Here is a 22,995-nt window from a genome sequence, read left to right as displayed (position 1 = left end):
GCCCGCGGCGGATCAGAAGGATCAGTCCCCTGAGCGATGTGGGGCAGTCATTGTGAAACCCATCCCTGTCCGGCTCGCGCGACTTTCGCGCAGCGAGCGACCGGGCCGTACGGAAGAGGGCAGGGCGGCATGACCACGATCGGACAACCGCTCGACCGCGTCGACGGCGGCGTCAAGACGACCGGTGCGGCCAAGTTCGCCGCCGAGCACTTCTACCCCGGCCTCACGCACGCCGTACTCGTGCACGCCACCATCAGCCGCGGCCGGATCACCGCCCTGCACACCGACGAGGCCAGTGCGGTGCCGGGCGTGGTCGCCGTCCTCACTCACCTCAACGCGCCCCCGCTGAAACCGGCTCCCAAGCCCGGCGCGTTCAACCTCACCGTGATGTTTTCCGGCACCTCGGTGAACTATCTGCAGAGCGACGAGGTGCACTGGGAGGGGCAGCCGATCGCGGTGGTCGTCGCGGAGACCTCCGCCGCCGCCCGGGAGGCCGCCGCGCTGGTGCGCGCCGAGTACACGGTGACGAAGTCCGTCGTGGACTTCGAAGGGTCCGAGCAAGACGCACGGCCGCAGCCGAACAACCCGCTCCTCCCCCGAGGGGCCAAGAAGGGCGACGCGGAAGCCGCGCTCAAGGCCGCACCGGTGGCGCTGGACCTGCGGTACACCACCCCGCCGCAGAATCACAACGCGCTGGAACTGCACGCCACCACAGCGAACTGGGACGGCGACCGGCTCACCGTCCACGACGCGACGCAGACCATCGACTGGTTCCGCACCCACCTCGCACTGCGGTTCGGGGTCCCCAGGACGAACGTGCGGGTGCTGGCGCCGTTCGTCGGTGGCGCCTTCGGCGGCAAGTCCGCGATCTGGCCCGGCACCATCCTCGCTGTGATGGCAGCGCGGGCGACCGACAGGCCCGTCCGGCTGGTGCTCTCGCGGGAATCGGTCTACCGCACGGTGGGCGGACGCACCCCCTCCATCCAGCGGGTCGCGCTGGGTGCGGACCGCGACGGCAGGCTGACCTCGCTGATACACACCAGCATCATCCGCACCGGCCCGATCGGCGGTCCTTTCGAACAGGTCACCTCTGCGTCCCAGCATCTCTACGCTGCCGAGAACATCCTCGCGCGGCACGACCTCGTGTCGCTCGACCTGCTGCCGAACACCTTCATGCGGGCGCCGGGCGAGGCGATCGGCACCTTCGCCCTGGAGTCCGCGATCGACGAACTGGCCTGTGAGCTGGGCATGGACCCGATCGAGCTGCGCCTGCGCAACGAGACCGCGGTCGACCCGATCGGCGGCAGGAAGAAGTTCTCGCACCGCAGGCTGCGTGAGTTGTACGCGCTGGGCGCGGAGCGGTTCGACTGGCACGAGCGCAACCCCGAACCGCGTTCCACGCGCGACGGCCGGTGGCTGGTCGGGACGGGCGTGGCGACGGCGTTCCACCGGGCGTTGACGTTGCCGGTCAACGTCACGGTGCGCCTGTCGGCCGACGGGAGCGTGCTGGTGCGCTGCGGCTTCCACGAGATGGGCATGGGCGCGGCCACGGCCCAGGCCCAGATCACGGCCGACGCGCTCGGTGTGCCGTTCGACGCCGTTCGCGTGGAGTACGGCGACTCCGCGCTGCCGCTGGGACCGTTCGCCGGTGCATCTGCCCAGACCGCGAGCGTCGCGGCCGGCGTGGTCCAGGCGTGCGAGGAGCTCAAGCAGACGCTGAAGTCCATGGCACGCAAGACGGGCGGTGGCACCAACGAGGAGATTCTCCGGCGCGCGAAGGTGCCGCACGTCGAGGCCGTCGTTGGATCGGATACGCGGCTCGGCCGGATCGCCGGGCGGGCGCGGTTTCTCCCGAACTTCCTGCTCGATGCCCAGCGGTGGGTGAAGGCCGCCTCCGGTGTGCACTTCTGCGAGGTCAAGGTCGATGCCGAGACCGGCGAGACGCGGGTGTCGAGGTGGGTCGGGGTGTTCGACATCGGCAGGGTGATCAACCCGAAGACAGCGGCCAGTCAGATGCGTGGCGGCATCGTGATGGGCCTGGGCCTGGCCATGGCGGAGGAGACCCTCGTCGACCCGCGCACCGGACGGATCATGAACCCCAGCCTGGCCGAGTACCACGTCCCGGTGCACGCCGACATCCCGCCGATCGACGTGTCCTTCCTGGACGACCCGGACCCCAAGATGCCGCTCGGCATTCTCGGCGCCGGCGAGGTGTCCACCGCGGGTGTCGGTGCGGCCGTGGCGAACGCCGTGCATCACGCGACCGGCAAGCGAGTGCGGGACCTGCCGATCACCCTGGACAAGCTGCTCTGACATAGAGGCAGTGAGGCGGCGGCAGTTGTGGGCCGTCGACGCGCACGGCCTTTGGGGCGCCGCGTGCGCGACGACGGCCCGCGCCGTCTCACTGCGGATCGGCGGGACCCCCCTTCGATCGGAATCGACATCGCCGAAGTCCTCACAGAACCGACGTTCTCGATGCCGTGAGACCCAGGGAGCGACTGAGGACGACACCTGGGTGTCCGCCGTCGCCCACCACCCCACGCAATCGGATGCTGACGAGAAAGAAGTCACCATGCTGGACATCGCCGATGAGTTGAACCGGTGGCTCGGGGAAGGCCGGGACTTCGCCGTCGCCACGGTCGTGGCCGTCAGCGGCAGCGCGCCGCGCGGGCCGGGCGCCGCGCTCGCCGTCGACACCGACGGAACGGCCATCGGATCGGTCTCCGGCGGCTGTGTGGAAGGCGCTGTCTACGACCTGTGCGCCCAGGCACTCCAGGACGGCGAGGCGGTGCGCGAGCGGTTCGGTTACAGCGACGAGGACGCCTTCGCCGTCGGACTCACCTGCGGCGGTGTCCTGGACATCCTGGTCACGCCGGTGCCCGCCGACGGACCGGACCGGAAGGTGTTCCAGATGGCGCTGTCGGCCGCCGCCCGGGGCGAGGCGGCGGCACTCGCCCGCGTGGTGAAAGGCCCGGCACAACTCCTCGGCCGGGCGCTGGCGGTTCACCCCGACGGATCGTACGAAGGCGAACTCGGCGGACACCCGGACCTGGACCGCGCCGCCGCCGACGAAACCCGCTCCCTGCTGAACGCCGGCCGCACGGGCACCTTCGACATCGCGCAGGACGGAACCCACTGCGAGCCCGGCCTGACCCTGTTCGTCGAGTCGAGCGTGCCGCCGCCCCGCATGCTCGTCTTCGGCGCCATCGACTTCGCCGTCGCGCTGGTGCGCATGGGCAAGTTCCTCGGTTACCACGTGACGGTGTGCGACGCCCGACCCGTCTTCGCCACCCGATCACGCTTTCCCGAGGCCGACGACATCGTGGTCGACTGGCCGCACCGCTACCTGCGCCGAACGGACACCGACGACCGCACGGTGGTGTGTGTGCTCACCCACGACGCCAAGTTCGACGTGCCCCTGCTGGAAGCGGCCCTGCGGCTGCCGGCCGCCTACGTCGGCGCGATGGGCTCGCGCCGCACCCACGAGGACCGCGACCGCAGACTCCGCGAGAAGGGCCTCACCGAAGCCGAACTGGCCAGACTGCACTCGCCGATCGGCCTCGATCTCGGCGCCCGCACGCCCGAGGAGACGGCCCTGTCCATCGCGGCCGAGACCGTCGCCGCCCGGCAGGGCGGAACAGGTCTGCCGCTGAGCGGCTCGCACACACCGATCCACCATGACCGAGCGCGTCATCGTGGCGACGTGGAGCTCGTCTCGATGGAGTTCCACCCCCAGATTTTTTGATGCCCTCGCCGTCGTGCTGGCCGTGCTCGCCGGTGGAACCTGGTGGTTGGGCCAGCGCCGCCGCTCTTGCTCCTGCGCGCCGAAGACCACAGGTGAGGGTGGATGCGGCTGCCAGACGTCCAAGGACCCGCTGAAGATCACCGACACAGTCCGTCGGTAGGGTCAGCCGGTATGACCGTCGCTCGTTCAGTTGCCCTGTTCGTTGTCGCCGCCCTGTTCGAGATCGGCGGGGCCTGGCTGGTGTGGCAGGGCATCCGCGAGCACAAAGGCTGGATCTGGATCGGCGCCGGAGTGATCGCCCTCGGGCTCTACGGTGTCGTCGCCACCTTCCAGAGCGACGACACCTTCGGTCGGATCCTCGCCGCGTACGGCGGCATCTTCGTCGCCGGGTCGATCGCCTGGGGCATGACCGCCGACGGTTACCGCCCCGACCGCTTCGATGTCATCGGCGCCTTGGTCTGCCTCGCGGGCATGGCTGTGATCATGTACGCGCCCCGCAGCCACTGATCGCTTCCACTCCCCTGCGCCACCCCGGTGGCCGGGCCCGGCTGGTGCCGTAGGGCGCCGGAGCTGCACGGGCAGTGCCCTGACCACAGAGGTGCGCTCCGCCAGTTCGTGGCGGAGGAACTGGTTCTCGGTCGTGGCCTGGTGCAGCGCGCCGACGAGGCCTTCGACGTCGGCCTTCAGGCGGGCGATCTCCTCTGCGTCGGCAGCCCGAAGTTCCTTGAGCTTGCGGAGCTGCTTTCGCAGCCGCTGCTCGCTGTCCGGGGTGCCCCCGCGGGCGCGGACCTTGTCGTAGAACTCGTTCTTCAGGTCGGTGTGCCGCTGGGTGAGTGCGTTGCGTGGGACGCCGGCCTCGGTGGCCAGGGCGACGATCGTCAGCGCCCCGTTGGAGTGCTCGGGTGCGCTGTCCAGGATGCGGTCCATCGCGGCGCGGATGCGGTCGCGCTCATCGGGGGCTGGGCTCATGAGGTCGGCTCCTGGGGGTGGATGCGGTCGTGCTCGTGGCGGTCGGCCAGCTCCCGCAACTGGTCGGCGCGCCGGGCCAGCCGTTCGGCGAGCGGGCCGGGCAACGCCTCAGAGGCGGCCTGTTTCTCCAGGATTTGGGCGTGCTGGAGGAGCTGGGCGGCGTGCTGGTCGGTGCGTGCGACGTTCGCGCATGACGGCTGGCAGCGGTCCAGCCGCGGGGCGTCGGTGACGTCCAGTCGGTGACACAGCGCTCGGTCCCGGTTGTAGACGCACATCAGGAAGGAGCGGGGGTTGTCGTAGACCGTCAGGGCGGGGTTGCCCAGGATGTCGCGGGCCTGGCGGTGGGTGCGGATCGACCCGGCGAAGGTCGGGGCCTGCGCTGCCGCGTGGATGGCCCGCCGCGCGGCGGGCCCGGAGATGCCGACCCCGTGGGTGAGGTCGTCGTTCAGGGTGGTGAGCGTGTCGGCGGTGGCCCGGGCGGTCTCGATGTCGAGCAGTTCGTGGATGCCGTCGCGGCCGCGGGCGGCGTATCCGGCGCTCATCGCGGTACGCATGTGCCCGTACTGAATGGCCAGCGCCACCAACCCGCCCGGGCGGCGCGCGATGTGCCAGGCCAGGGTGCGGCGGAAGCGGGCCAGTCCGATCGCGCCGTGCCGGTCGTCGGGGACGATCTCGTGGTCGCGACCCAGGCGCCGGGCCAGACGGGAGGCCCAGGTGGCGAAGGCCTCGATGCGCCCTCGCAGCCCGTTCTGCCGGATGGAGGCCGCCGGGACGGTGGGCGTGTTGTGGAAGGTGTGCGCGGCCGCGTCGAACAGCAGCCCGCCGTCGGGGACGAGTCTCTCCAGCACGCGGATCGCCGTGACCACCGGTGGGATCGCCACCCAGGGGACCTCGCGCAAGTGTCCGGCGGAGTGGTGGTTGCCGTCCTTGTCGGCGGCGTTCTTGAACACCCTCCCGTAGATCAGATGGCGACCCGAGGCCGGGTCGGGACAGCACCCCGTCTCAAGACCCAGCACCTCCGCCGGGCGCATCCCGGTCAGGTAGGCCAGGACGATGAAACACGCCGTGCCCAGATGCCGCATGAGCTCGCGGGTCTCGGTGAAGTCGATGAACGCCGTCCACGGTGTTCCGTCCACGAGGCCGGTGACCGGGGTGGCCAGGGGGCAGGGGCCCGGGTTGTTGCGCACGTACTCGAGCAGATGCTTCCACGGCTCGGTGACCAGCAGGCCGTTGATCTGCGTGGACGGGCAACCGACCTGCCCGGCGATGTAGATGTTGGCCAGGGCATGGGCGTAGCCGGCGTTGGGTCTGGAGGGCACCGGCTGGCCGCGGTCGATGCGGTCCTGCAGGTAGCGCTTCAGGCGTGCCTTGGAGGCGGGGCTGCACTCGGTGTGCGCGGCGATGTCGGCAAGTCGTCGGCTCTCGGCCCAGGCGGCCAGGATGTCGTCGGCGAAGTCGTCGACCATACGCAGCGCCCAGATCAGCAGCGGCCCCATCGTGGCCGCAGAGATCGGCTCGGTAGTGTTCTCGCCCCGTCCGGCCGTCGCCTGGGCGGGGAGGAAGTCGTCGACGCCCAGGCGGTTCCACGGCGGCATCGGCATCCCGGCCGGGGCCGGGCTGGCCGCGTCGAAGGCCCACAACCGGGTCAGCGCCACCAGGTCCTTGGTGACATTGCCGCGGCGGGCCCCCCGCTGCCGGGCCGCGTGGTCGGCCCAAGCGGCGAGAACCTCGTCGGTGACCTGGCTGAGGCCGTCAAGGCCCTGGTGGTGCAGCCAGATGGTGAACCGCTGCCAGCGCAGCACGGTGTCATAGATCCCGTGCGGGCCCAGGCGGGAGTGCCAGGTCGGATGCCCGACCAGCACACTCGTCGGCAACGGCGTGTTGATCATCGTCCAGGCCGCCAGCTGCACCTGCGGCCGCAACGGCGCGGGGAAGCGTGCCCAGTCCAGATGAGGCCGGGAGGCGCTGGGGTTGGCGACCAGCTGGGCGAGCGACCAGATCTCGTCGGCGTAGATCGAGACCGGGACGGGGCCGGGGGCCAGGACCAGCGACGGTGCGACCACCAATGTGTCCCAGGCTGGAAGCGCCGGCAGTTCGGCGGGCAGAGCACTCAATTGTCGAAGTCCCCCATCAGGAGCTGGTCGATGATCGTGTGGTCGGTGTCGGTGACCGCGTCCAGCGCGGCCTGCCAGACGGGAGCCCCGAGTCGGCCGCGCAGGTCGGTCAGCCGGGCATGGGCATCGGCCCAGTCCGCGTCCCACACGGCTGGCTCCACGACGCCGCGCAGGTTGTCGAGCGCCTTCAAAAGGTGGGCCAGGCGCGGGAGGTGGGCGGGCGTGACCCGGGCGTTCGGGCAGGCCGTGCACAACAGAAACGACGCGCCGCAGCCCTGACCTGCCGGGCTGAACGGGCTGTGCTCGAAGTCCGCGCAGCCCGCGGTCGCCGTCTCGCGATCCTCGGGCGCTGGCTGGTCGGCAAGGCGGGCGGTGAAGACGGTGCGGCGGGCGGCATCCAGCGCCTCCAGCGCGCCGTCGGCGAAGACCGGCACGGCGGCCTGCTGGGCCTGCGGCTCACCGACGACGTAGACACGGTCGTGAGTGTCCTGCGTGTTCTGTCCCGGCTCGCGCCGGTGCAGCACGTTCACCGTCTTACGCAGCCGCCGCAGAGGGGAACCGGACAGGCCCACCGAGCGCGCCCACGCCGCTCCGCCCGTCTCGTCCACCCCGAACCCGAACGGGCCGACCCGCACAGCCTTGGGATACCCCTGCCCGTCGTGCGGGGTGGTCTGGCGCCAGATCAGCAGCCGGTCGACGTCCCCGTCCAGCTGGCCCAGGAGCAGGCGGGCGACTGCGGTCGCCTCCAGTGCCTCGGTGATGATGCGCCCGGAGGAATCGGCGCCCGAGTCGGTGAGGTTGCGGCTCTCGAACCGGCCGCGGTGCCCCGCCCGGCGCCGCTTCTCCAGCCCCAGGCGGTAGACCGGCACGCCGGCCTCCGCCGTGCCCGGCAGCGTCTCCGGCACGGGCATCTCGGAGACCGTCGTGGCGTTGAGCCCAAGCTCCGCGACGATGAGCACGGCCAGCGCGGCCGCCTCCTTGCGGCTGAGGTGGAGTCGCCCCCAGGTGTACTCCGCGCTGCCGCCGACCAGGGCGGCGCGGTAGCGCTTGCGGACCGTACGGGGGTTCTCGTAGACCGGGACATCCCCGGTGCGGGCCAGCACGTCCAAGGCCTCCCCGAGCAGCCACTCCCGGCCGCCCTGGACGAAGGCGTTCCCGCGCCAGGCGGCCAGGTGGGCGGTGTTCTCCCTGATCCGCAGCAGCGCCGCACGGAACGTCCGCCGCGCCGCCAGTCGGATCTGATCGAACGCCTCCGGGGAGTAGGCCTGTTCGCGGCCCGATGTCCAGGCGAACCGCTGGGCCATGGCCTCCCGCACCTGCTGTGTCAGCCGGGCATCCAGTTGCAGCAGTGCGGACACGGTGGAGTATTTGGTGTACCCGGTCGAGGACGGCGGCAGGCTCAGACGGTACGCCTGCCAGTGCCCGGTCGTCAGCCGGTCCACGTCCACGGGCACCTCGTTCAGCTCGCTGACGAACTCCGCGAACGGGCGCACGACGTACCAGCTCGCCTCGCTGGACTCGACGCTGTCCCAGCCGCCGCCCGGGGCGCACTTCGCGGCGAACAGCGCTGCCAGCGACCGCTGGAACGGCTCCGGGACGGGGAACGAGCCGAAGTCGTAGCTGCGCTGCCTCCCCTGCGCATCCCGGTGCCTCACCATCAGGCCGTCCTCCTCGAGGACCGTCGGCCGCTGATGTGGTCTTTCGGGCAGGGCGGCCGCGCGGCCGCGGCGGCTCACTGCGTCACCAACTGCTCGTCCAGGTCCTGGATGCCCTCGCTCTCCCGGGCCAGCCGCGTGAACAGCGTGGCCAGTTCCTCCTCCGAGACCGGGCCGCCCGCCGGCACGTAGTCGGCCAGCAGCGAGCGCAGCTGGAGGTCCGCGACCGGCGCGAGGTAGATGTGCTTAGTGGTCTCCAGTTGGGCGTGGCCGAGTAGATCCTGCACCATCCGCCACGGATCGCCGTAGAGCAGACGGAAGTCCCGCCGCTCCTCCGGCGTCAGGCCCATGCGCCGGTCCATGACGTGGTTGAGGACCACGAGCATCACCAGCGCGAAGCTGTGCCGCGCCATGTGCGGGGTGCAAAACGGCGGCTGGCTCAGCACGGGCGACAGCACCGTCTCGCACCGCTCGTTCGCCGACCGGAAGACGCCCTCCCACGACGCCGGACGCAACGGCAGCCCGGACTCGTTCAGCCACAGCCACAACGGCTCCGGACCATCCGGGCCCTCGGTGAACAAGCTCATCCGCTCGTCGACGGTCGCCTCCGTCAGCGGTATCCGTCCCACCATGCCGTTCCGGTCACGCCAGTGCAGCAGGCGCCGGTGCCGGCCGCTCTGGTGGGTCACGAGCCGCATCGGCAGGTCGTCGTATCGCCCCATCGCCTGCGCGCGCCGCACCACCCGGGCGCGCGAGGACTCCACGTACCCCTCGATCTCTCCCACCACCACAGAGGAGGCATAGAACGTGCGCGCCCGCTTCGACTTGGTCACCGCACGGGCCAGACGCCCCGCGTAGTAGCGACCGCCCTCCAGCTGAAGATGCGGCACTTCCACCGTCAGCAGCGAGGCCCCCTCCGCCAGCCGCATACCGGAGGAGAACAGCAGGTTGGCGAAGGCGGCATTGCGGTCGGCCAGCCGACCTGCCCACCCGGCGGCCGCCAGCCCGTCGGCGTCGCACCCGCGCAAGCCCACATCCACCCAGCGGCGGAAAGCCCGCGGCGTCAGCCAGCGCACCTCGCTGGTCCGAGCGTTCTTCGCCCGAGCCCGCGGCACCAGGACCGGCTCACCGTTCCGGCCGACAACCGACCGCATCAGCACCGGGTTCACCAGCATGTACTCGCGCTGCACTGCCCACTCATACAGCCGCGCAAGCGCGGCCAGACCCCGGTTCCACCGTGCCCCGCCGATCTTCCACGGGTTCCGCGGGGACCGGGTGCGCCAGTCCTCGAAGTCCCACAGGTCGTCCGCTGAGGCCTCGCTCCACCACCTGCCGCGACCCCACAGGAAATCGAAGAACAAGCAGTAGTCGTCCGTGTAATTGCGCTTCGTCTCCGGCGCGAGGCGGGCGAACGACGACCGGCACAAGTACCAGGTCAGCACCTCGTCGATCCGGAAGTCCGGAGAAAGAAGAATCGGATCCCCAGGATGAATCCCAACACGATCCTCACGAACGGCCAGGTCCTTCCACCCGGCCAGAACCGACACCCGATCCCCCGCCACCCGACGATCCTCGGGCACCCAGAACGTACGCCAACCCGGCACGCATCCACCCCTGCTCGATCCGCTTCAACACGCCGATCCAACAGGGAAGGCGACCCCGGTCGGCAGGACGTCACGGGCGATGCCGCCGACGTCCTCAAGCTGATCCTGGAGCGCCGGATGGCCCGCAGGCTCAACACGGTCATCGACGCGACCAATTGCGAGCAGGGCGTGAGGGTGGAGCTGGTGATGGCCGCCAAGCGGCACGGCATGCCGACCGTCGCGGTCGTCGTCGCCACTCCGCTGAACGTGTGCCTTCAGCGGCAGGGCCCGCGGCCGGACAACCGGCGCGTGCCCGAGGACGTCGTCCGTGCCCAGCACCAGGCGATGACGTACTCGCACCAGCAGCTGGCCGCCGAAGGGTTCAACACCATCGTCTTCGCCGGCAACCTCCACCGCCTGGAGCCGTTCCTCGCGCGGCTGTCGGCCGCCCGGGAGGCCGACCTCGGGCGTGATGGAAGCGAGGGCTTGGGCGACCTGCTCCTGGTCCGCCGCTTCTTCGGCGCGGAGATCCTGCCGCTGTGGACGTGGCGGCCGGGCTCGGACCTGGTGACCGGCCGGGACCGCGTCGCGGAGATCCGCCTCGGGGAGCAGCACATCATCCTGGCGTTCCGTGCCGACGCCGACGGCGAGGGCGACTACGGCTTCGATGTCCTGCTGCCCTGCCCCGTCGACCCGGAGTGCTCCGGGCAGGCGTGGGCGCCGGTCTACTCGGTCACCGACCTGCACAAGGCGCTGACCGGCGCCATGGACAGCGACCCGGACCTCGTCTGCACCGTCCACGGTGACGGCGTCGACGACGACCAGGACGACGACCCCGAGGGCCGTGCGGACCTCGAGGCGCAGTTCGCGGACGCGGTCCGCGCATGAGCCGTGCCGCCGACGGCCCGCACCTGCACCCGCTCACCCCGGCCGAACTCCCGGCCGGGGCTGAGTGGTGGCACGGCTGCCGCGACTGCTACCTCCCGATCCAGGGCGGGTCCGCTGGCCTCGCCGCGCACCGCAGCACCGTCCACACCAACGCCGGTGACCCCCGGCGCCCGATCACGATCCACCTGGAGTTCTGACCCGCCCTCACCGGCGTGACGGACGCTCCGTGCCGCCCCGGCCTCCCGATCGACGGAGGTCGGGGCGGTCGCGGTGGTCCCTCACCACCAAGTGCAACGAGAGGAGATGGACGTGACCCTGCCCTATTTCGAGGTCGACGTCCCGATCAGGAACACCGCCGCCGGTCTGCGCGGTGTCCACGTCTTCACCGGCCCGGCCGACAGCCGCAGCGCTGCCGTACGGATCGCGCACGAGGTCTACGACGCGGCCCGCGCCGCGAAGGAGGCCGGACTCGAGATCCCCGGCAAACGGCCGGACGGCTGGGGCGCGAGCGGCTACCGGCCTGGATGGGAGCCCGACTGGCTCTCCGCGATGGCCGGCCGCTGGGACGACCCGTACAGCTGGCTCCGCGTCAGCGACTTCGACCTGTAGCTACGCCCCGGGACGGCCGTCATCGGCCTGGTAACCACGCCGGCCGTCCCGGGCCCACCCAACCCGTACGAGACGAGAGGGAGATCCTCAGTATGGACTCCGTCCTGCGCGTTCAGGGCCGGATCGGCCCGCGCACCCTCCTTCTGACCACCGCCGCACTGCCGTTGACCGGCTGGGCCGTGCACGCCATCGCGCTGCACAAGCAGCTCGCCGCCACCCGCCGTGACCCGCTGACCGGGCTCCTGCGCCGCGACGCCTACACCGCCCGCGCCCGCCGGATCCTGGCCCGCCACGGCGACAACACGGCCGTCGTCATGATCGACGCCGACCACTTCAAGGACATCAACGACGGCCTCGGACACGCGGCCGGCGACGCCGTCCTCGCCGCGTTCGGCGCCCGGCTCACCGCATGGGCAGGCCCGCACGCCGCCATCGGCCGCCTCGGGGGCGATGAGTTCGCCGTGGTCCTGGAGGTGACCGCCGACCAGCGCGCACACCGCCTTCAGCAGCTGGTGAGCATGCTGCGCACCCCGGTCGTCCTGGACGACGGCCGCACCGTCGACGTCGCCGCCTCGGTCGGCGCCGCGACCCCGGACGTGATCGCCTCCCGCGACCTGACCGTTCTACAGCGGGCCGCTGACGCCGCCCTCTACGACGGCAAGCACTCCGGCCGCGCGACCCTCGCCACCGAGCAGCACGCCACGGTGCCGTCAATCAACGGCCGCCGCGCTGGCCGACCGGGCACCGCGGTATGGGGGCGAGCCGCATGAGCCTGCTCACCCTGCCCGAAGGCGACTGGATCCGCGGCATCACGATCCGCCAGCCCTGGGCCACCTGCATCCTCGCCGGGAAGAACCCGGAAAACAGGCCCGTGAACTGGCCGTGGCAGGGCTGGATGCTGATCCACGCCGGGCTGAAGCTGGAGCAACCCGCCCTGCATGACCCGCTGGTCGCCACCGCGATCCGAGGCCGCGAACTGCCCCTCGGTGCGGTCATCGGCGTCGCCCGCCTCACCGGCTGCCACCCCGACCAGGGGCCCGAGAAGTGCACCAGCCCCTGGGCGCAGCGCGGCGGACACCACCTGGTCTTCGACGACGTCCAGGAGCTCGCCCTGCCCGTGAACGCCACGGGCGCGCTCCCGGCCTGGAAGCCGAAGCCGGACCTGGTGACGCAGGTGTTCCAGCAGCTGCCCGACTTCCGGCCGTGACCCGCACGGGACGCAAGAAGGAGAAGCCGCCGTTCGAGCCAGGCCTGATCCCGGCTCCCGGCGCTCTTCTCGTCTGGCGCGACAGCCAGCACTTCGACCACTGGCAGGACCTTCCCTGCACGCTGTGTGGCCAGCCCACGCCCATGCGCTCCCACTCCGGCGAGCCCGTGCACAAGGCCTGTGCTGAGAAGTGGATCGCCGCCAACCCCGTTGAGGCCCGCCTCGGGCGGTTCGCCTCCGACCTCACGCCGAAGCCCAAGTCCAAGGGCCAAGGCGACCACTCCTGACCTCCACCTGGAGGACTTCCATGAGCAGCACCCAACGCGACGTCGACCACGCCCTCGCCTACCCCGAGCCGCCCGCGTCCCCGCTCTGGCACCGCCACGGCGCGCAGGCTCGGCCGCTCACCGACGCCCAGAAGAAGCGCAACCGCGAGCTCCTGGACCTCGCGCAGCGCAAGCCCCGCACCACCGCCGCGTAGGAGGACCCGGTCATGTTCACCGACATGAAAGAGGCCCTCGAAGCCGAGGCCCTCGAACTCACCCCGATCGGCAGCAGCCAGAGCACCGCCGCCTCCCTGGTGGTCGCCCACCACGCCCGCGACAAGGACGACCTCGCCGACCTCCTGGGAGCGCTCGGACTGCCCTGCGCCGAAGACGACCTCGTACGCCTGCTCCCACACCTCACCACCCCCGACACCCCGACGACCGGAGACCCAATGCCCGCCACCGCCTACACCGCCACCGCCGCCTCCATGCTGAAGAACGGCGACAGCCCCGACCACGTCCGCGAGACCCTCGGACTGTCGGAGAGCGAACTGGCCGAAGCCCTCCAGCACACCGACCAGGACGCCCCCACCCAGGACACCGACGCCACACAGGCGGCCGCCCTCTCCACCGACACTCCGGTGGACAGCGACGGGATCGAGGCCCTGCTCTCATGGGCGAAGAACCACCCGGCCGCCGTGATCCGTAACAAGGCCGCCCGGATCCGCAGTGACCTCTACGAGCTGACCGCACGTCGCGAGACCGACGACGCTCAGCGCGAGGCCGAAGAGCGCGTCGCCAAGCTCAAGGCGGAGCTGGAGCAGGCACAGGAGACACTGCGCGCGGTGAAGGCCGGCGGCCGCCCCACGGCCCCCACCGTCGTCACCCCCGCACCGGCGGCCAGCACCAAGCGCAGCAAGGAGCAACTGGCCGCGATCCGAACGTGGGCGCGCGCCAACGGCCACCAGGTCGCCGACAAGGGCAATCCGGCCAAGGCCGTCATGGACGCGTACGACGCCGCCCACCGCGCCACCAACCTGGTGGAGGCGAGCTGATGGACACCAAGCCCCTCACGGTCGACGGGTTCCTCTACGCCGTCCCCTCCCCCGGCACCCGGCCAGGAACCGCCCAGTTCGAGCTGATCACTTCACCCACCGACGACCCCGCGGACGACACGGTGTTCTCCTGCACGACCGAAGAGCCCCGCATCGCGAACGCGCTGCTCACCGAGATACAGCCCGGCGACCTGCTGCACGTCGCGGGATTCCTCACTCAGCCCGCCAGCCCGGCGGATCCTGCACGGCTCACCGTCGACGCCTTGGAAGTCCTGGCCACCGCACCGGCGCGGGCGCTGCAAGAGATGGTCCTCGACAGGTACGGCGACTACGTCGTGGTGTTCGACGCCGACACCGACGCCGTGCCCGTCTTCACCGCCCTCGGGCAGTGGGTCGGCCTGGCCGACAACCCCGACGCCATCGCCACCCTGATCGACATCCACGAGCGCGTGAACGGCGGTGACGCCTGATGGCCACGACCAGCGAGCAGTCCCGCACCATCCTGGAACGGTTCCCCGCCGGAAGCCCCCGCGGCTCGTGGCCGGCGGAAGAGTACGCCGCCACCCAGCGCGCCCAGGGAACGGACGCCCAGGTCGTGATGGACCTGCCCAGCGACCAGTTCCTCGTGGTCACCAACGCACCCACCCAGTAGCACCCGACACCACCGAGCGCCGCGCCCGACCTTCCCGGCCGGGCGCGGCGCTCCCGTCGTTCCTGTCCTTCACCAGCACTCCGGAGGTCCCTTCGTGCGCCACACGATCCGCCTGATCTCGTTCGGCTACCTGCACCTGCCCACCGGCCCGGACGGCCAGCCCGTCCCGCCCGCCGCCGACCGGATCGAGGACGTCCGCGACCGGTTCCGTGACCCTGCCGCCGCCCGCGACATCCTCGACCTGGACGGCCTCCACCCCCGCGTCCAGGACGTCGTCCTGAACACCCCCGGCGCCCGTGAGCTGCTCGCCAACCTCGCGGACTACGCCGACCTCCCCGCCGGCCCCCGCCGCATCGCCATCGGGTGCGCAGGCGGCAAGCACAGGGCAGCCGGCATCACCGAGCTGCTTGCACGCGAACTCCGCGCCCGCGGCCGCCGGGTCGACGTCGAACACCTCCACGTCCATCTGCCGCGCGTGCTCAAGACGCCCGCTAACGGCACCGCCCACCCCAGCTCCACGCAGGAGGCCGCCCGATGAAGCGTCTCTTCCGCCGCTGCGGCCACGCGCCCGGCGCCCTCAGCCCCGAGGACAGGGCCGCCGTCGACCAGTTCCGCGCACTGCTCGCCGCCCTGCGCGACCCGCAGCCCTGGACCCCCGGCCAATGCCAGGACCTCGCCGTCCGGGTCGGCCCGTTCGTAGAGCGCGCTCACCCGCGCCCGGGTGACGACCACGGACCCGACATCATCGCCGTCGCCCTGCAACACCCCGGCGGCTCGTACGCGCCCTACGGCGCCCGCTACCGGAAACTGGGGTGGCTGCGCTGCGAGACGACCACGATCCTCGGTGCGTGGAATCCGGCCTACGAGCCGCTCACCCACGCCGCGGCGGGCCGGGACCTCCCCGACGACGTCGGCATGGCCCCGGCGAACTACGGCGTCCACGTCGAAGCACGCCGCAGCGACGGCACCGGCTACACGCTGCTCCGTATCGGCCCCTACTTCCAGACCTGGCTCGCTTCCCGCGACGCCGACCGCCTCAACACCGAGCTGGCGGGCAAGGCGGCCACCATCGTCCCCGGATTCACGGTCACCGCGAAGGCCGCGCCGTTCGACGTCAGCGACCACGAGAGCTACGACAACCCGTACGAGACGGACGCCACCGTGCTCCTGGCGGCCGCCATCGCCCGAGAGGTGTCGGCATGACCACGGCCCTGTACGAGATCGAGACCAGCGAGGCCGACGACGGCACGACCGTCCCCGCCGAAGCGATCTGGACCCCCCAGGGCCAGGACGCGGCCGACAACGGGTTTGTCATCTACGGCGGGCTGTACGTCGCTGGCATCGGAGCCCCGAACGACGACCGGCCGCACCCGGACAGGTTCATCGTCCTCGGCCACCAGCGGTGGACGGACATCATCGAGGCCGCCGCCGCGTACATGGACAGGGTCCACAGCTGGCGGACCCTGCACCTCTACCCGGGCGACGACCCCTCGGCGCTCATCCCCCGTATCCCGCGCGCAGTCCACACCCAAGGCGTCTTCTTACGGCACAACCACCCGGACCATGGCTGTGGCTGCGAATGGGACGACACCTGGCGGATGGTCTGGGCAGCCGACACCGGGCCCGGCGCCGTCCCGATCACCGCCATGCGGCATCCGGCCGCCCCGGTGACCGCAGCTGGCATCCCCAACCCTGACGAAGTCGCGCCGGCGACCTGGGCAGCCTGACCTGTACGAGTGGCACGCCACGGCCCGTACTCCCCCGCGAAGCACTGCGGCGGGGGTACGGGCCGTTTTGCGTTTCGGGGCCCGTACGGCGAGTCGGGCCCGCTTCGGTCCGGGACGGCGGCGTCGTACGACAACCGAGGGTTGGGGTGCTTACCGGGTAAGCACCCCAACAAGCAGGAACTAACGCCAAGACGAGTGAAATGTGCGTCTCGTCTGCCCGCTTCCAATCATGCGTGGCAGTATGCTGCCGCGCATGGCATCTCCGACATCGGGAGGTGAGCGGGAGAAGCTTGTATCGAAGCTGCCCGCATCTCTCCGACAAACCCTCAAAGTCCGGGCAGCGCAGCTCAGTACGGACGTGCAGGACGCCGTCACAGACGGCATCCAGGCATGGCGTGTCCACCCGGGGCCGCTCCCCACAGTCGATACGGCAGGAGCCGAGTCATTCGGCACGTGGCTACCCGAAGGTCTCTACGACGCGTTCAAACGGGACTGCGCAACCCGCGGTGTTTCCTACATTCAGGGCCTTGCCCAGGCGGTTGCTCTCTGGCTTGAGCAGAACCCGGCCGTCGGTGAGAGCACGCCAACGCGGCGCATCGTCGTCTGTAACCAGAAGGGCGGCGTAGGCAAGACCGCCGTCACAGCCGGCCTCGCCCAGGCGCTGGCGGAAGACCCCAAGCAGTGGACAGATAAGACCAGCAGCCCGCAAGACCTCGCCCGGTGGGCAGCCCGGCTGGGACTCCGTGTCCTCATGGTCGACTACGACCCCCAAGGGCACCTCTCCCACCAGCTTGGCCTTAAAGCCATCCCAGCCGGCGGGGAAAGTCTGATCACGCACATGCTCAACAGGGAGCAGGTGCGCACTCCCCTGATCGATCTCACCGTCGCCATAGACGAAGCACGCTTCGGCGACCGACTGCGCATCCTGCCTGCAGCGTTCGATGCCTTCCTACTCGACTCCGGCCTCACCATGTTCCGCGGCCCCCGGCACGCGGCGCTCGAACGAGCCCTGGCCCCGCTGGAAGAGGACTTCGATGTCATCGTCATCGATTCTCCGCCCAGCCTGGGCCTGGCTATGGACGCTGCCATCTACTACGGCCGGCGCCGCGACGCTGAAAAGCCGGGCTCCTCTGGCCTGGTCATCCCCGTCGAAGCCGAGGACACCTCCGCGCAGGCATACGGCATGCTCATCAGCCAAGTCGTGTCCCTCACCGCCGACTACGACATTGAGGTAGAACAACTCGGGCTCGTAGTCAACAAGTACGACTCTCGCCGCGGCTACATCGCGACCTCTTCGCTGGACAAGTGGAAGAGCCTCGGGACACCGCCTGTTCTCGCAGTCATCGGCGACTTGAAGGAACAGCGTGAAGCAGTCCGGCTCCAGAGAGGACTGCTCGCTTACTCCCCCGAATCCGACCAGGCCCACCACATGCGTGAGATCGCCAGGAGACTGACATGAGCAAGGCCGACTCCCTCGGAGGCTCCGCCACGTTCGACGCCGTTGCCCAGCCAATGAGCAGTCGCGCCGCCAGTTTCGCTGCCTTCTCCGGACAAGCCCCTGCGCCTTCGGCCGCAGGGGACAGCTCGCCTCAGACACCCCGGGTCCCCGTCGGCAGCCTGACCCCGAACCCCTACAACCCCCGCGTCACCTTCGCGGCCATAGAAGAGATGGCGGACAGCCTCGCGAGTAAGGGCGTCATCCAGCCCCTCACTGTTGTCACCTGCGAAGCCTTCCTGGCAGCACACCCCGACCATGCCGAGGACCTGACGTCAGCGGAGTTTGTCGTCGTCGACGGCAACCGCCGCCTCGCCGGCGCCAAGCTCGCGGGCCTGGACGATGTCCCCGTCTACGTCGACGACGCCCTTGCCCATGACGCCGACACTCTGCTGGAGACAGCCCTCACTGCCGCTGTCCAGCACGAAGACCTGGAACCGCTCGACGAGGCCAAGGCACTTGAGCGGCTCGTTGAAGTGCATGGTTCACAGCGGGCGGTGGCCCGGGCGCTGGGGAAGTCCAGTGGCTGGGTCACCCAGCGCCTCGCCCTTCTGAAACTCACCCCGGAGCTGAAGAAGGCCCTCGAGGACAAGACGCTTCCTGTGAAGGTTGCCCGCACGGTCGGCCAGCTCCCTGAACAGCAGCAGCAGAGCGCCGCTGAAGAAGCGCTGGTGCAGCGAGCGAAGCAGAAGAGCGAGTCTGCACGGAAGCCGAGGAGTGCTTACCCGGTAAGCACTCCTACGGCATCCACAGCCATTGCTCCTCAAAGCAAGGCTGCCAGCCCTCCCGACGGCACGGCCCCGGAAGAGAACCTGATGGCCCTGGCCACAGACCTGAAGCGACGCCTCACCCCCCAGCAGGTCGAGGAACTGGCTGAGCTGCTCCTCAGCTAAGGATCGGGGTTGGCCAGCGCGAGGACAGCAAGATCAACAGGTGCTTACCCGGTAAGCACCTAGGGAAGCTGCAGACGCCGAACCGCCAAAACAGTGAGGGGCGGCAGCCGAAAGAATTCGGCTGCCGCCCCTCACCGTGAGGGCCAGGGCCAGGACCCAGCCGGCGTGCAGGTGCTGGTGGAAGTTGTGGCGCCGGGCGAGGCGATAAAGGCCATCGATGCATCGGGACAGCAACGACTCCGTTCTCACTCCCGCGTTTGCCGGCGGTCTTCCCCCTGCACGCCGCACTCAGCGATCTGCCTGCCGACGAACTGCCAGGTGGGCTCTCGCTGGCCTTCAGGCACGGGCCTGCCCATCAGCCCGGCCAGCAGATCAAGTGCTTCCTGGTTGACGTAGCGGTCAGGGTCAGGAGACTGCAGATGACGGCGCAGCAGGTCCGCGTCCAGTCCTTGCTCCTGGAGATACCCGGCAAGCGCCCCGACCAGCAGGAAGTTGTAAGCGAGGGCGTCAGTGAGGGCGTAGAGCACCAGACGGTGCCAATCCCCCGGCTTTTCGATGTGCTGGTGTGCCGCGCGGACGGCGTCATCCAGATGTCGCTGGCCCCAGCGAACAAAGTCCTGGACGAGAGCGATCAGCTCACCCGGTACCACCGTCGCGTTTGCCTCGCTGCTTGGCACCCTTGCCGCGGTTCGGGCCTGCGGAGTGGGCGGGAGAGTGTTGCGGATGTCCTGCAGCGCTGCCCGACGGTTCACCCCAGTGAGACTTTCCTGCCGTCGCGCGGCGTTCTTACGTGCGTGCGATGCCATCGTGGTCCTCGTGCGCGATCCCATGACTCTGCGCGGACAGTGGCTAGCCACGAACCCTCTGCTGCGATGACGCGGCGCGTCTAGGGCCTACAAATCCTCCGGTCATGGGCCGGAAAAATCTCAGCCGGGCACCGTCGCGGCAGCGTCAGGCGGCACCAGCGACCTCAACGAGCTGATGCCGCATGGGTCACGGCGAGTCGGGCCCGCTTCGGTCCGGGACGGCGGCGTCGTACGACAACCGAGGGTTGGGGTGCTTACCGGGTAAGCACCCCAACAAGCAAGGCTGGCGCGCAGCATTTACATGGCCCCGGACGCTGTTCGCCAGGCGGGCGCCATGTCGGCGCAGATGCCCGCCCGGCGGGATCGGCCGTGAAGTTCCGGTGAACTCTCCCGCCCCACGGGATCGGGCTTTTTCGCAGGTCAGAGCGGGTGTTCGCTGCCTGCATGATCAGTGTTGCGAAAGTGCAGAGGCGAAATGCCTGGCGGTACTACGTGCGTGGGGTTGCCTTCGGAGACGGCCGTCGTCCGGCCCGTCAGCCGATGAAGGGCGCCCAAGAGAAAGCCGGCCTCCCGCCCGGGGTGTGGATGGGGCGCGGTCTGTCCGCGCTCGGGCTCACCGCCGGGGAGACGGTGACGGAGCGGCAGATGGAGCTCCTGTTCGGGATGGGTCGGCACCCGGACGCCGACCGCATGGAGCGCGAGCTCCTGGACGACGGCGCCGACCCGGAGACGGCACGGCTGGCCACCGTCCTCGGGCAGCCGATCGAGGAGATCGAGGCACGCAAGCAGACCCCGTTGCTCGCCCTCGACTTCGTCTTCCGCCCGCAGGCGTCCCTGATCGTGCTGTGGGCGCTGGGGGACAAGAGGACCCGCCGGGTCATCGAGCGGGCGCACGAGCGGGCCATCGCCGCGAGCCTGGGCTGGCTGGAGGATGAGGTCGCGGAGGTCCGGTGGGCGTCCGGTAGGAAGCGCGCGAAGGCATCGGCCCTGGTGGTCGCCCGGTGGAGGCACTTCGACAACCGCGACGGTTTCCCACTACTTCATGACCACTGCCTGATCCTGAATCGGGCACAGCGCCCGGACGGCACCTGGAACGCCCTCGACACGGTCCGCCTCTACCAGCACATCGTGGCCGCCGGGACGCTCTACACCCTCACGATGACCACCGAGGTGTGTGAGGAGCTCGGGCTGGCGACCGTGCCCCGGGAGGTGACAGTGGGCCTGCGTCCCGTCATGGAGATAGCCGGGGTGGACCAGGACCTCATCGACTGGTCGTCCACCCGCCGCGAGCAGATCGACGCGGCCCTGGAGGGCATCACCGACCGGTACGTGAAGAAGCACGGGCGGCTGCCCGACGAACGCGCCCGCAACGGACTCGCCTGGTGGGCGGCGCAGGACACCCGCCGGGAGAAGAAGACCCCCAAGCCGCTGGAGCAGCTGCTCGCGTGGTGGCGTGCGTCCGCGATCCTGCGCTTCGGCAAGGCGATGGTCGACGGGCTGCTGGAGCGGTGCCGCGCGGCCGGTGCGGTGATCCGGGACCGGGTGGGCGAGCGGGTCGACGTTGCGCTCGCCGCCGTCGACGTCGCCGCGGTCGTCTTCACCGTGCGCCGTACCTTCGCCCGTCGCCACGTCCTGGCCGAAGCCCGCCGGCACCTGCTGGAGACGCTGCGCGGCCGCGGGTTCACACACGGCCTGGACGACTACATCGCCAACCGCGCCCTGACCCGCCACTCCCGCCAGCTCACCGTCCCCCAACCCGGCCGCCGCGCCCCGGCCCCCGACCAGCTCACCTACACCGCCGATTTCGCCTGGCCGCACCGGTGGTGGATCGCCGGGACCGAGGGCAAGCCGCCCCGGGAGTCGAGCCGGTACGAGCGGGCCCGGGTCGCCAGCCTCGCCTTGCAGAACGCGATGCGCGACGCCCGGATCCTTTCCGCCGCGCGGGACGGAAGGCCGGCCGCGACCGCGTCGGCCACCGCGCGCACCGGTGACCCAAACCATGACCAGGCGGCTCCGCACGCCGTCGACCACCCGGACCGGGACGCCGCCTTCACTCCGGCGCAGCAGGCCGCCGCCGTCCAGGCCCACCAGCAGGCCGCGATGCCAGAGGAGTACCTGGAGGGCCGCACGACCGACCCGGCGACGTGGATGCGCACACCGAAGAATCTCGAACGGTTCGCCGCCATCACTCGCGCGGCCGACGCCCGCCGCCGCGCATTCGAAGACCCGGAGCTCCCCGCCCCGGCCATCCCGGCCATCCCGGCGGCCGACCCGCGCCGCCAGGAGCACGAGCAGCACCACCACACGGCGCAGCCCGATCAGGGCAGGGGAACGGGCCCCAACCACTGACGGGGATGTAGATCGGCCAGCGGGTGGCCGATCTACGACTTCACCCGCGAGGCCCGTCGGACCGGACTGAGAATCGGGCGTTGGCACCCGGCACGGGAGGAACCTTGACCTTCGAACCAGTCGACCTGAACCTGACCGACCCGACCACGGGCTACCTGCACTTCGTGCTCTACACCGAGGCCCGCCTTGGCATCGCTTCGTCGTCGCTGAACGCCGAGCTGGACATCGAGGCGTCCCAGACCGTGACGCCTCACTTCCAGGAGTGGCTGAGCAGGCTGGAGCGCTGCGAGCCGAACGCGATGCACTGCACGCTCGTGGAGCCGACGAAGATCCCGTCCCTGTTCCACCCGTGCGTCACGGAGGACCAGAACAGCCCGGCGGCTATCTCTGGATCGGGCTGTACCTGCCGCCGGGCCTTCTACGACCCCCAGTTCGGGCTGCCCGTCGTGGGCGAGCACTTCAAGCATGTGGGCACCGGCGACACGGACCAGTGGAGCTACAAGACGTACGCCCCGCTCGAACTGCGCCCCGACGACATCTTCAGCAGCTTCATCACCGGCCGCGGCCTGTTCTGGGCCCGGACCGACAAGGGGGACCTGTCGATCCTGCCGCAGAAGCACGCCCTCGGTTACAACATCGGCTACAGCGGCGGCGGCCCGCACGCCCTGGCCGCCTACCTCACCCAGATCGCCCGCAACAACGGAGGGACCACGCCCGCCGGCACCCCGTACGAGGATGCGCACCCGGCGATCGTCGCCTGGACGCAGAGCAGTGCGGCGGACCGCGGCACGAACGAGCTGTCGCTGAGCGACCTCCAGGCCATGCTGGAGAGCTGACCGGCGCACCCAGCGGGGCGCCCCACGGACCAGCCGTGATGCTGTTGGTTAACCAACAGCATCACCAGCCGTCCGTGGGGCGCCCCTGTGCATGCCTCAATGCCGGAGAAGCGTGCGCCCCACCCTGCGGGACGGCCGGCGAAGTC

24 protein-coding genes are annotated in these 22,995 nt (G+C 70.3%); 20 read left to right on the top strand and 4 right to left on the bottom strand.

Annotation, left to right across the window (positions count from 1 at the left end; translation table 11 throughout):
- The first annotated feature begins 129 nt into the window (after positions 1 to 129).
- From H4687_RS45410 to H4687_RS45400, 3 genes are all read left to right on the top strand, one after another.
- Positions 130 to 2,313 carry a xanthine dehydrogenase family protein molybdopterin-binding subunit gene (locus tag H4687_RS45410; RefSeq protein ID WP_046914992.1) on the top strand — a complete coding sequence of 728 codons (2,184 nt, stop codon included), beginning with the start codon at positions 130 to 132 and terminating at the stop codon, positions 2,311 to 2,313.
- A 259-nt stretch (positions 2,314 to 2,572) separates the two neighbouring features.
- Positions 2,573 to 3,745, top strand: coding sequence for an XdhC family protein (locus H4687_RS45405; protein WP_046914993.1), 1,173 nt, complete (start codon positions 2,573 to 2,575; stop codon positions 3,743 to 3,745).
- Between the two features lie 171 nt (positions 3,746 to 3,916).
- Positions 3,917 to 4,252, top strand: a complete 336-nt coding sequence (locus tag H4687_RS45400) for a YnfA family protein (RefSeq protein ID WP_046914994.1) — start codon at positions 3,917 to 3,919, stop codon at positions 4,250 to 4,252.
- 458 nt (positions 4,253 to 4,710) lie between these two features.
- On the opposite strand, the gene H4687_RS45390 is transcribed toward H4687_RS45400, so the two are convergent.
- From H4687_RS45390 to H4687_RS45380, 3 genes are all read right to left on the bottom strand, one after another.
- Positions 4,711 to 6,828: a hypothetical protein gene (locus tag H4687_RS45390; RefSeq protein ID WP_046914995.1), complete on the bottom strand. Its 2,118-nt coding sequence runs from the start codon at positions 6,826 to 6,828 to the stop codon at positions 4,711 to 4,713.
- On the bottom strand, positions 6,825 to 8,486 hold the full coding sequence (locus H4687_RS45385) for a hypothetical protein (RefSeq protein WP_159026140.1): 1,662 nt from the start codon (positions 8,484 to 8,486) through the stop codon (positions 6,825 to 6,827). Before H4687_RS45385 ends, H4687_RS45390 begins: the two co-directional genes overlap by 4 nt.
- Before the next feature lie 74 nt (positions 8,487 to 8,560).
- The gene (locus tag H4687_RS45380; protein WP_233443623.1) at positions 8,561 to 10,063 is read right to left on the bottom strand and encodes a tyrosine-type recombinase/integrase; all 1,503 of its coding nucleotides are present in this window, start codon (positions 10,061 to 10,063) and stop codon (positions 8,561 to 8,563) included.
- Here H4687_RS45380 and H4687_RS45375 point away from each other — a divergent pair.
- The 15 genes from H4687_RS45375 to H4687_RS45305 all read left to right on the top strand — a co-directional run bounded on the left by H4687_RS45375 (position 9,971) and on the right by H4687_RS45305 (position 18,858).
- Positions 9,971 to 10,954 carry an ATP-binding protein gene (locus tag H4687_RS45375; protein ID WP_078907521.1) on the top strand — a complete coding sequence of 328 codons (984 nt, stop codon included), beginning with the start codon at positions 9,971 to 9,973 and terminating at the stop codon, positions 10,952 to 10,954. The genes H4687_RS45380 and H4687_RS45375 overlap by 93 nt on opposite strands.
- Positions 10,951 to 11,151: a hypothetical protein gene (locus H4687_RS45370; RefSeq protein WP_046914998.1), complete on the top strand. Its 201-nt coding sequence runs from the start codon at positions 10,951 to 10,953 to the stop codon at positions 11,149 to 11,151. The genes H4687_RS45375 and H4687_RS45370 overlap by 4 nt, the downstream gene beginning before the upstream one ends.
- Before the next feature lie 106 nt (positions 11,152 to 11,257).
- Positions 11,258 to 11,563 (top strand): hypothetical protein, encoded by a 306-nt coding sequence (locus H4687_RS45365; protein ID WP_046914999.1) that lies wholly within the window; start codon positions 11,258 to 11,260, stop codon positions 11,561 to 11,563.
- Positions 11,564 to 11,655: 92 nt separating this feature from the next.
- Positions 11,656 to 12,333, top strand: a complete 678-nt coding sequence (locus tag H4687_RS45360; RefSeq protein WP_046915000.1) for a GGDEF domain-containing protein — start codon at positions 11,656 to 11,658, stop codon at positions 12,331 to 12,333.
- Positions 12,330 to 12,770 carry an ASCH domain-containing protein gene (locus H4687_RS45355; protein WP_046915001.1) on the top strand — a complete coding sequence of 147 codons (441 nt, stop codon included), beginning with the start codon at positions 12,330 to 12,332 and terminating at the stop codon, positions 12,768 to 12,770. The genes H4687_RS45360 and H4687_RS45355 overlap by 4 nt, the downstream gene beginning before the upstream one ends.
- Entirely contained in the window at positions 12,767 to 13,057 is a 291-nt protein-coding gene (locus H4687_RS45350; RefSeq protein ID WP_063778521.1) for a hypothetical protein, read from the top strand. Before H4687_RS45355 ends, H4687_RS45350 begins: the two co-directional genes overlap by 4 nt.
- A gap of 20 nt (positions 13,058 to 13,077) precedes the next feature.
- Positions 13,078 to 13,251, top strand: a complete 174-nt coding sequence (locus H4687_RS45345) for a hypothetical protein (protein WP_167358664.1) — start codon at positions 13,078 to 13,080, stop codon at positions 13,249 to 13,251.
- A gap of 12 nt (positions 13,252 to 13,263) precedes the next feature.
- Positions 13,264 to 14,091: an Lsr2 family DNA-binding protein gene (locus H4687_RS45340; protein ID WP_046915002.1), complete on the top strand. Its 828-nt coding sequence runs from the start codon at positions 13,264 to 13,266 to the stop codon at positions 14,089 to 14,091.
- Positions 14,091 to 14,561: a hypothetical protein gene (locus tag H4687_RS45335; RefSeq protein WP_046915003.1), complete on the top strand. Its 471-nt coding sequence runs from the start codon at positions 14,091 to 14,093 to the stop codon at positions 14,559 to 14,561. The genes H4687_RS45340 and H4687_RS45335 overlap by 1 nt, the downstream gene beginning before the upstream one ends.
- The gene (locus H4687_RS45330) at positions 14,561 to 14,743 is read left to right on the top strand and encodes a hypothetical protein (protein WP_046915004.1); all 183 of its coding nucleotides are present in this window, start codon (positions 14,561 to 14,563) and stop codon (positions 14,741 to 14,743) included. Before H4687_RS45335 ends, H4687_RS45330 begins: the two co-directional genes overlap by 1 nt.
- Before the next feature lie 94 nt (positions 14,744 to 14,837).
- Positions 14,838 to 15,281, top strand: coding sequence for a RapZ C-terminal domain-containing protein (locus tag H4687_RS45325; RefSeq protein WP_078907522.1), 444 nt, complete (start codon positions 14,838 to 14,840; stop codon positions 15,279 to 15,281).
- Positions 15,278 to 15,946, top strand: coding sequence for a hypothetical protein (locus tag H4687_RS45320; protein ID WP_046915005.1), 669 nt, complete (start codon positions 15,278 to 15,280; stop codon positions 15,944 to 15,946). Before H4687_RS45325 ends, H4687_RS45320 begins: the two co-directional genes overlap by 4 nt.
- On the top strand, positions 15,943 to 16,470 hold the full coding sequence (locus tag H4687_RS45315; RefSeq protein ID WP_046915006.1) for a hypothetical protein: 528 nt from the start codon (positions 15,943 to 15,945) through the stop codon (positions 16,468 to 16,470). The genes H4687_RS45320 and H4687_RS45315 overlap by 4 nt, the downstream gene beginning before the upstream one ends.
- Before the next feature lie 253 nt (positions 16,471 to 16,723).
- Entirely contained in the window at positions 16,724 to 17,929 is a 1,206-nt protein-coding gene (locus H4687_RS45310) for a ParA family protein (protein ID WP_046915015.1), read from the top strand.
- Entirely contained in the window at positions 17,926 to 18,858 is a 933-nt protein-coding gene (locus H4687_RS45305) for a ParB/RepB/Spo0J family partition protein (RefSeq protein ID WP_046915007.1), read from the top strand. Before H4687_RS45310 ends, H4687_RS45305 begins: the two co-directional genes overlap by 4 nt.
- 245 nt (positions 18,859 to 19,103) lie before the next feature.
- Here the strand turns inward: H4687_RS45305 and H4687_RS45300 are convergent, their stop codons facing one another.
- Complete coding sequence (locus tag H4687_RS45300; protein WP_046915008.1) at positions 19,104 to 19,664, bottom strand: hypothetical protein; 561 nt, start codon at positions 19,662 to 19,664, stop codon at positions 19,104 to 19,106.
- Between the two features lie 444 nt (positions 19,665 to 20,108).
- Here H4687_RS45300 and mobF point away from each other — a divergent pair, with 444 nt between their 5' ends.
- Both mobF and H4687_RS45290 read left to right on the top strand, forming a co-directional pair.
- On the top strand, positions 20,109 to 22,013 hold the full coding sequence (mobF, locus tag H4687_RS45295) for a MobF family relaxase (RefSeq protein ID WP_078907563.1): 1,905 nt from the start codon (positions 20,109 to 20,111) through the stop codon (positions 22,011 to 22,013).
- 104 nt (positions 22,014 to 22,117) lie between these two features.
- The gene (locus H4687_RS45290) at positions 22,118 to 22,849 is read left to right on the top strand and encodes a hypothetical protein (protein WP_046915009.1); all 732 of its coding nucleotides are present in this window, start codon (positions 22,118 to 22,120) and stop codon (positions 22,847 to 22,849) included.
- Positions 22,850 to 22,995 lie beyond the last annotated feature (146 nt).

It is taken from the genome of Streptomyces stelliscabiei (assembly GCF_014873495.1).
Taxonomy (GTDB): domain Bacteria; phylum Actinomycetota; class Actinomycetes; order Streptomycetales; family Streptomycetaceae; genus Streptomyces; species Streptomyces bottropensis.
The sequence above is the reverse complement of the archived record's forward strand: the minus strand, read 5'-3'. Positions and strand labels throughout refer to the sequence as shown.

Coding starts and splice junctions, on each gene's coding strand:
- H4687_RS45410 (WP_046914992.1), top strand. CDS start 130: ATGACCACGATCGGACAACCGCTCGACCGCGTCGACGGCGGCGTCAAG.
- H4687_RS45305 (WP_046915007.1), top strand. CDS start 17,926: ATGAGCAAGGCCGACTCCCTCGGAGGCTCCGCCACGTTCGACGCCGTT.
- H4687_RS45340 (WP_046915002.1), top strand. CDS start 13,264: ATGTTCACCGACATGAAAGAGGCCCTCGAAGCCGAGGCCCTCGAACTC.
- H4687_RS45360 (WP_046915000.1), top strand. CDS start 11,656: ATGGACTCCGTCCTGCGCGTTCAGGGCCGGATCGGCCCGCGCACCCTC.
- H4687_RS45335 (WP_046915003.1), top strand. CDS start 14,091: ATGGACACCAAGCCCCTCACGGTCGACGGGTTCCTCTACGCCGTCCCC.
- H4687_RS45310 (WP_046915015.1), top strand. CDS start 16,724: ATGGCATCTCCGACATCGGGAGGTGAGCGGGAGAAGCTTGTATCGAAG.
- H4687_RS45320 (WP_046915005.1), top strand. CDS start 15,278: ATGAAGCGTCTCTTCCGCCGCTGCGGCCACGCGCCCGGCGCCCTCAGC.
- H4687_RS45370 (WP_046914998.1), top strand. CDS start 10,951: ATGAGCCGTGCCGCCGACGGCCCGCACCTGCACCCGCTCACCCCGGCC.
- H4687_RS45330 (WP_046915004.1), top strand. CDS start 14,561: ATGGCCACGACCAGCGAGCAGTCCCGCACCATCCTGGAACGGTTCCCC.
- H4687_RS45385 (WP_159026140.1), bottom strand. CDS start 8,486: ATGGTGAGGCACCGGGATGCGCAGGGGAGGCAGCGCAGCTACGACTTC.
- H4687_RS45345 (WP_167358664.1), top strand. CDS start 13,078: ATGAGCAGCACCCAACGCGACGTCGACCACGCCCTCGCCTACCCCGAG.
- H4687_RS45375 (WP_078907521.1), top strand. CDS start 9,971: ATGAATCCCAACACGATCCTCACGAACGGCCAGGTCCTTCCACCCGGC.
- H4687_RS45355 (WP_046915001.1), top strand. CDS start 12,330: ATGAGCCTGCTCACCCTGCCCGAAGGCGACTGGATCCGCGGCATCACG.
- H4687_RS45400 (WP_046914994.1), top strand. CDS start 3,917: ATGACCGTCGCTCGTTCAGTTGCCCTGTTCGTTGTCGCCGCCCTGTTC.
- H4687_RS45405 (WP_046914993.1), top strand. CDS start 2,573: ATGCTGGACATCGCCGATGAGTTGAACCGGTGGCTCGGGGAAGGCCGG.
- H4687_RS45315 (WP_046915006.1), top strand. CDS start 15,943: ATGACCACGGCCCTGTACGAGATCGAGACCAGCGAGGCCGACGACGGC.
- mobF (WP_078907563.1), top strand. CDS start 20,109: ATGATCAGTGTTGCGAAAGTGCAGAGGCGAAATGCCTGGCGGTACTAC.
- H4687_RS45365 (WP_046914999.1), top strand. CDS start 11,258: ATGGACGTGACCCTGCCCTATTTCGAGGTCGACGTCCCGATCAGGAAC.
- H4687_RS45300 (WP_046915008.1), bottom strand. CDS start 19,664: ATGGCATCGCACGCACGTAAGAACGCCGCGCGACGGCAGGAAAGTCTC.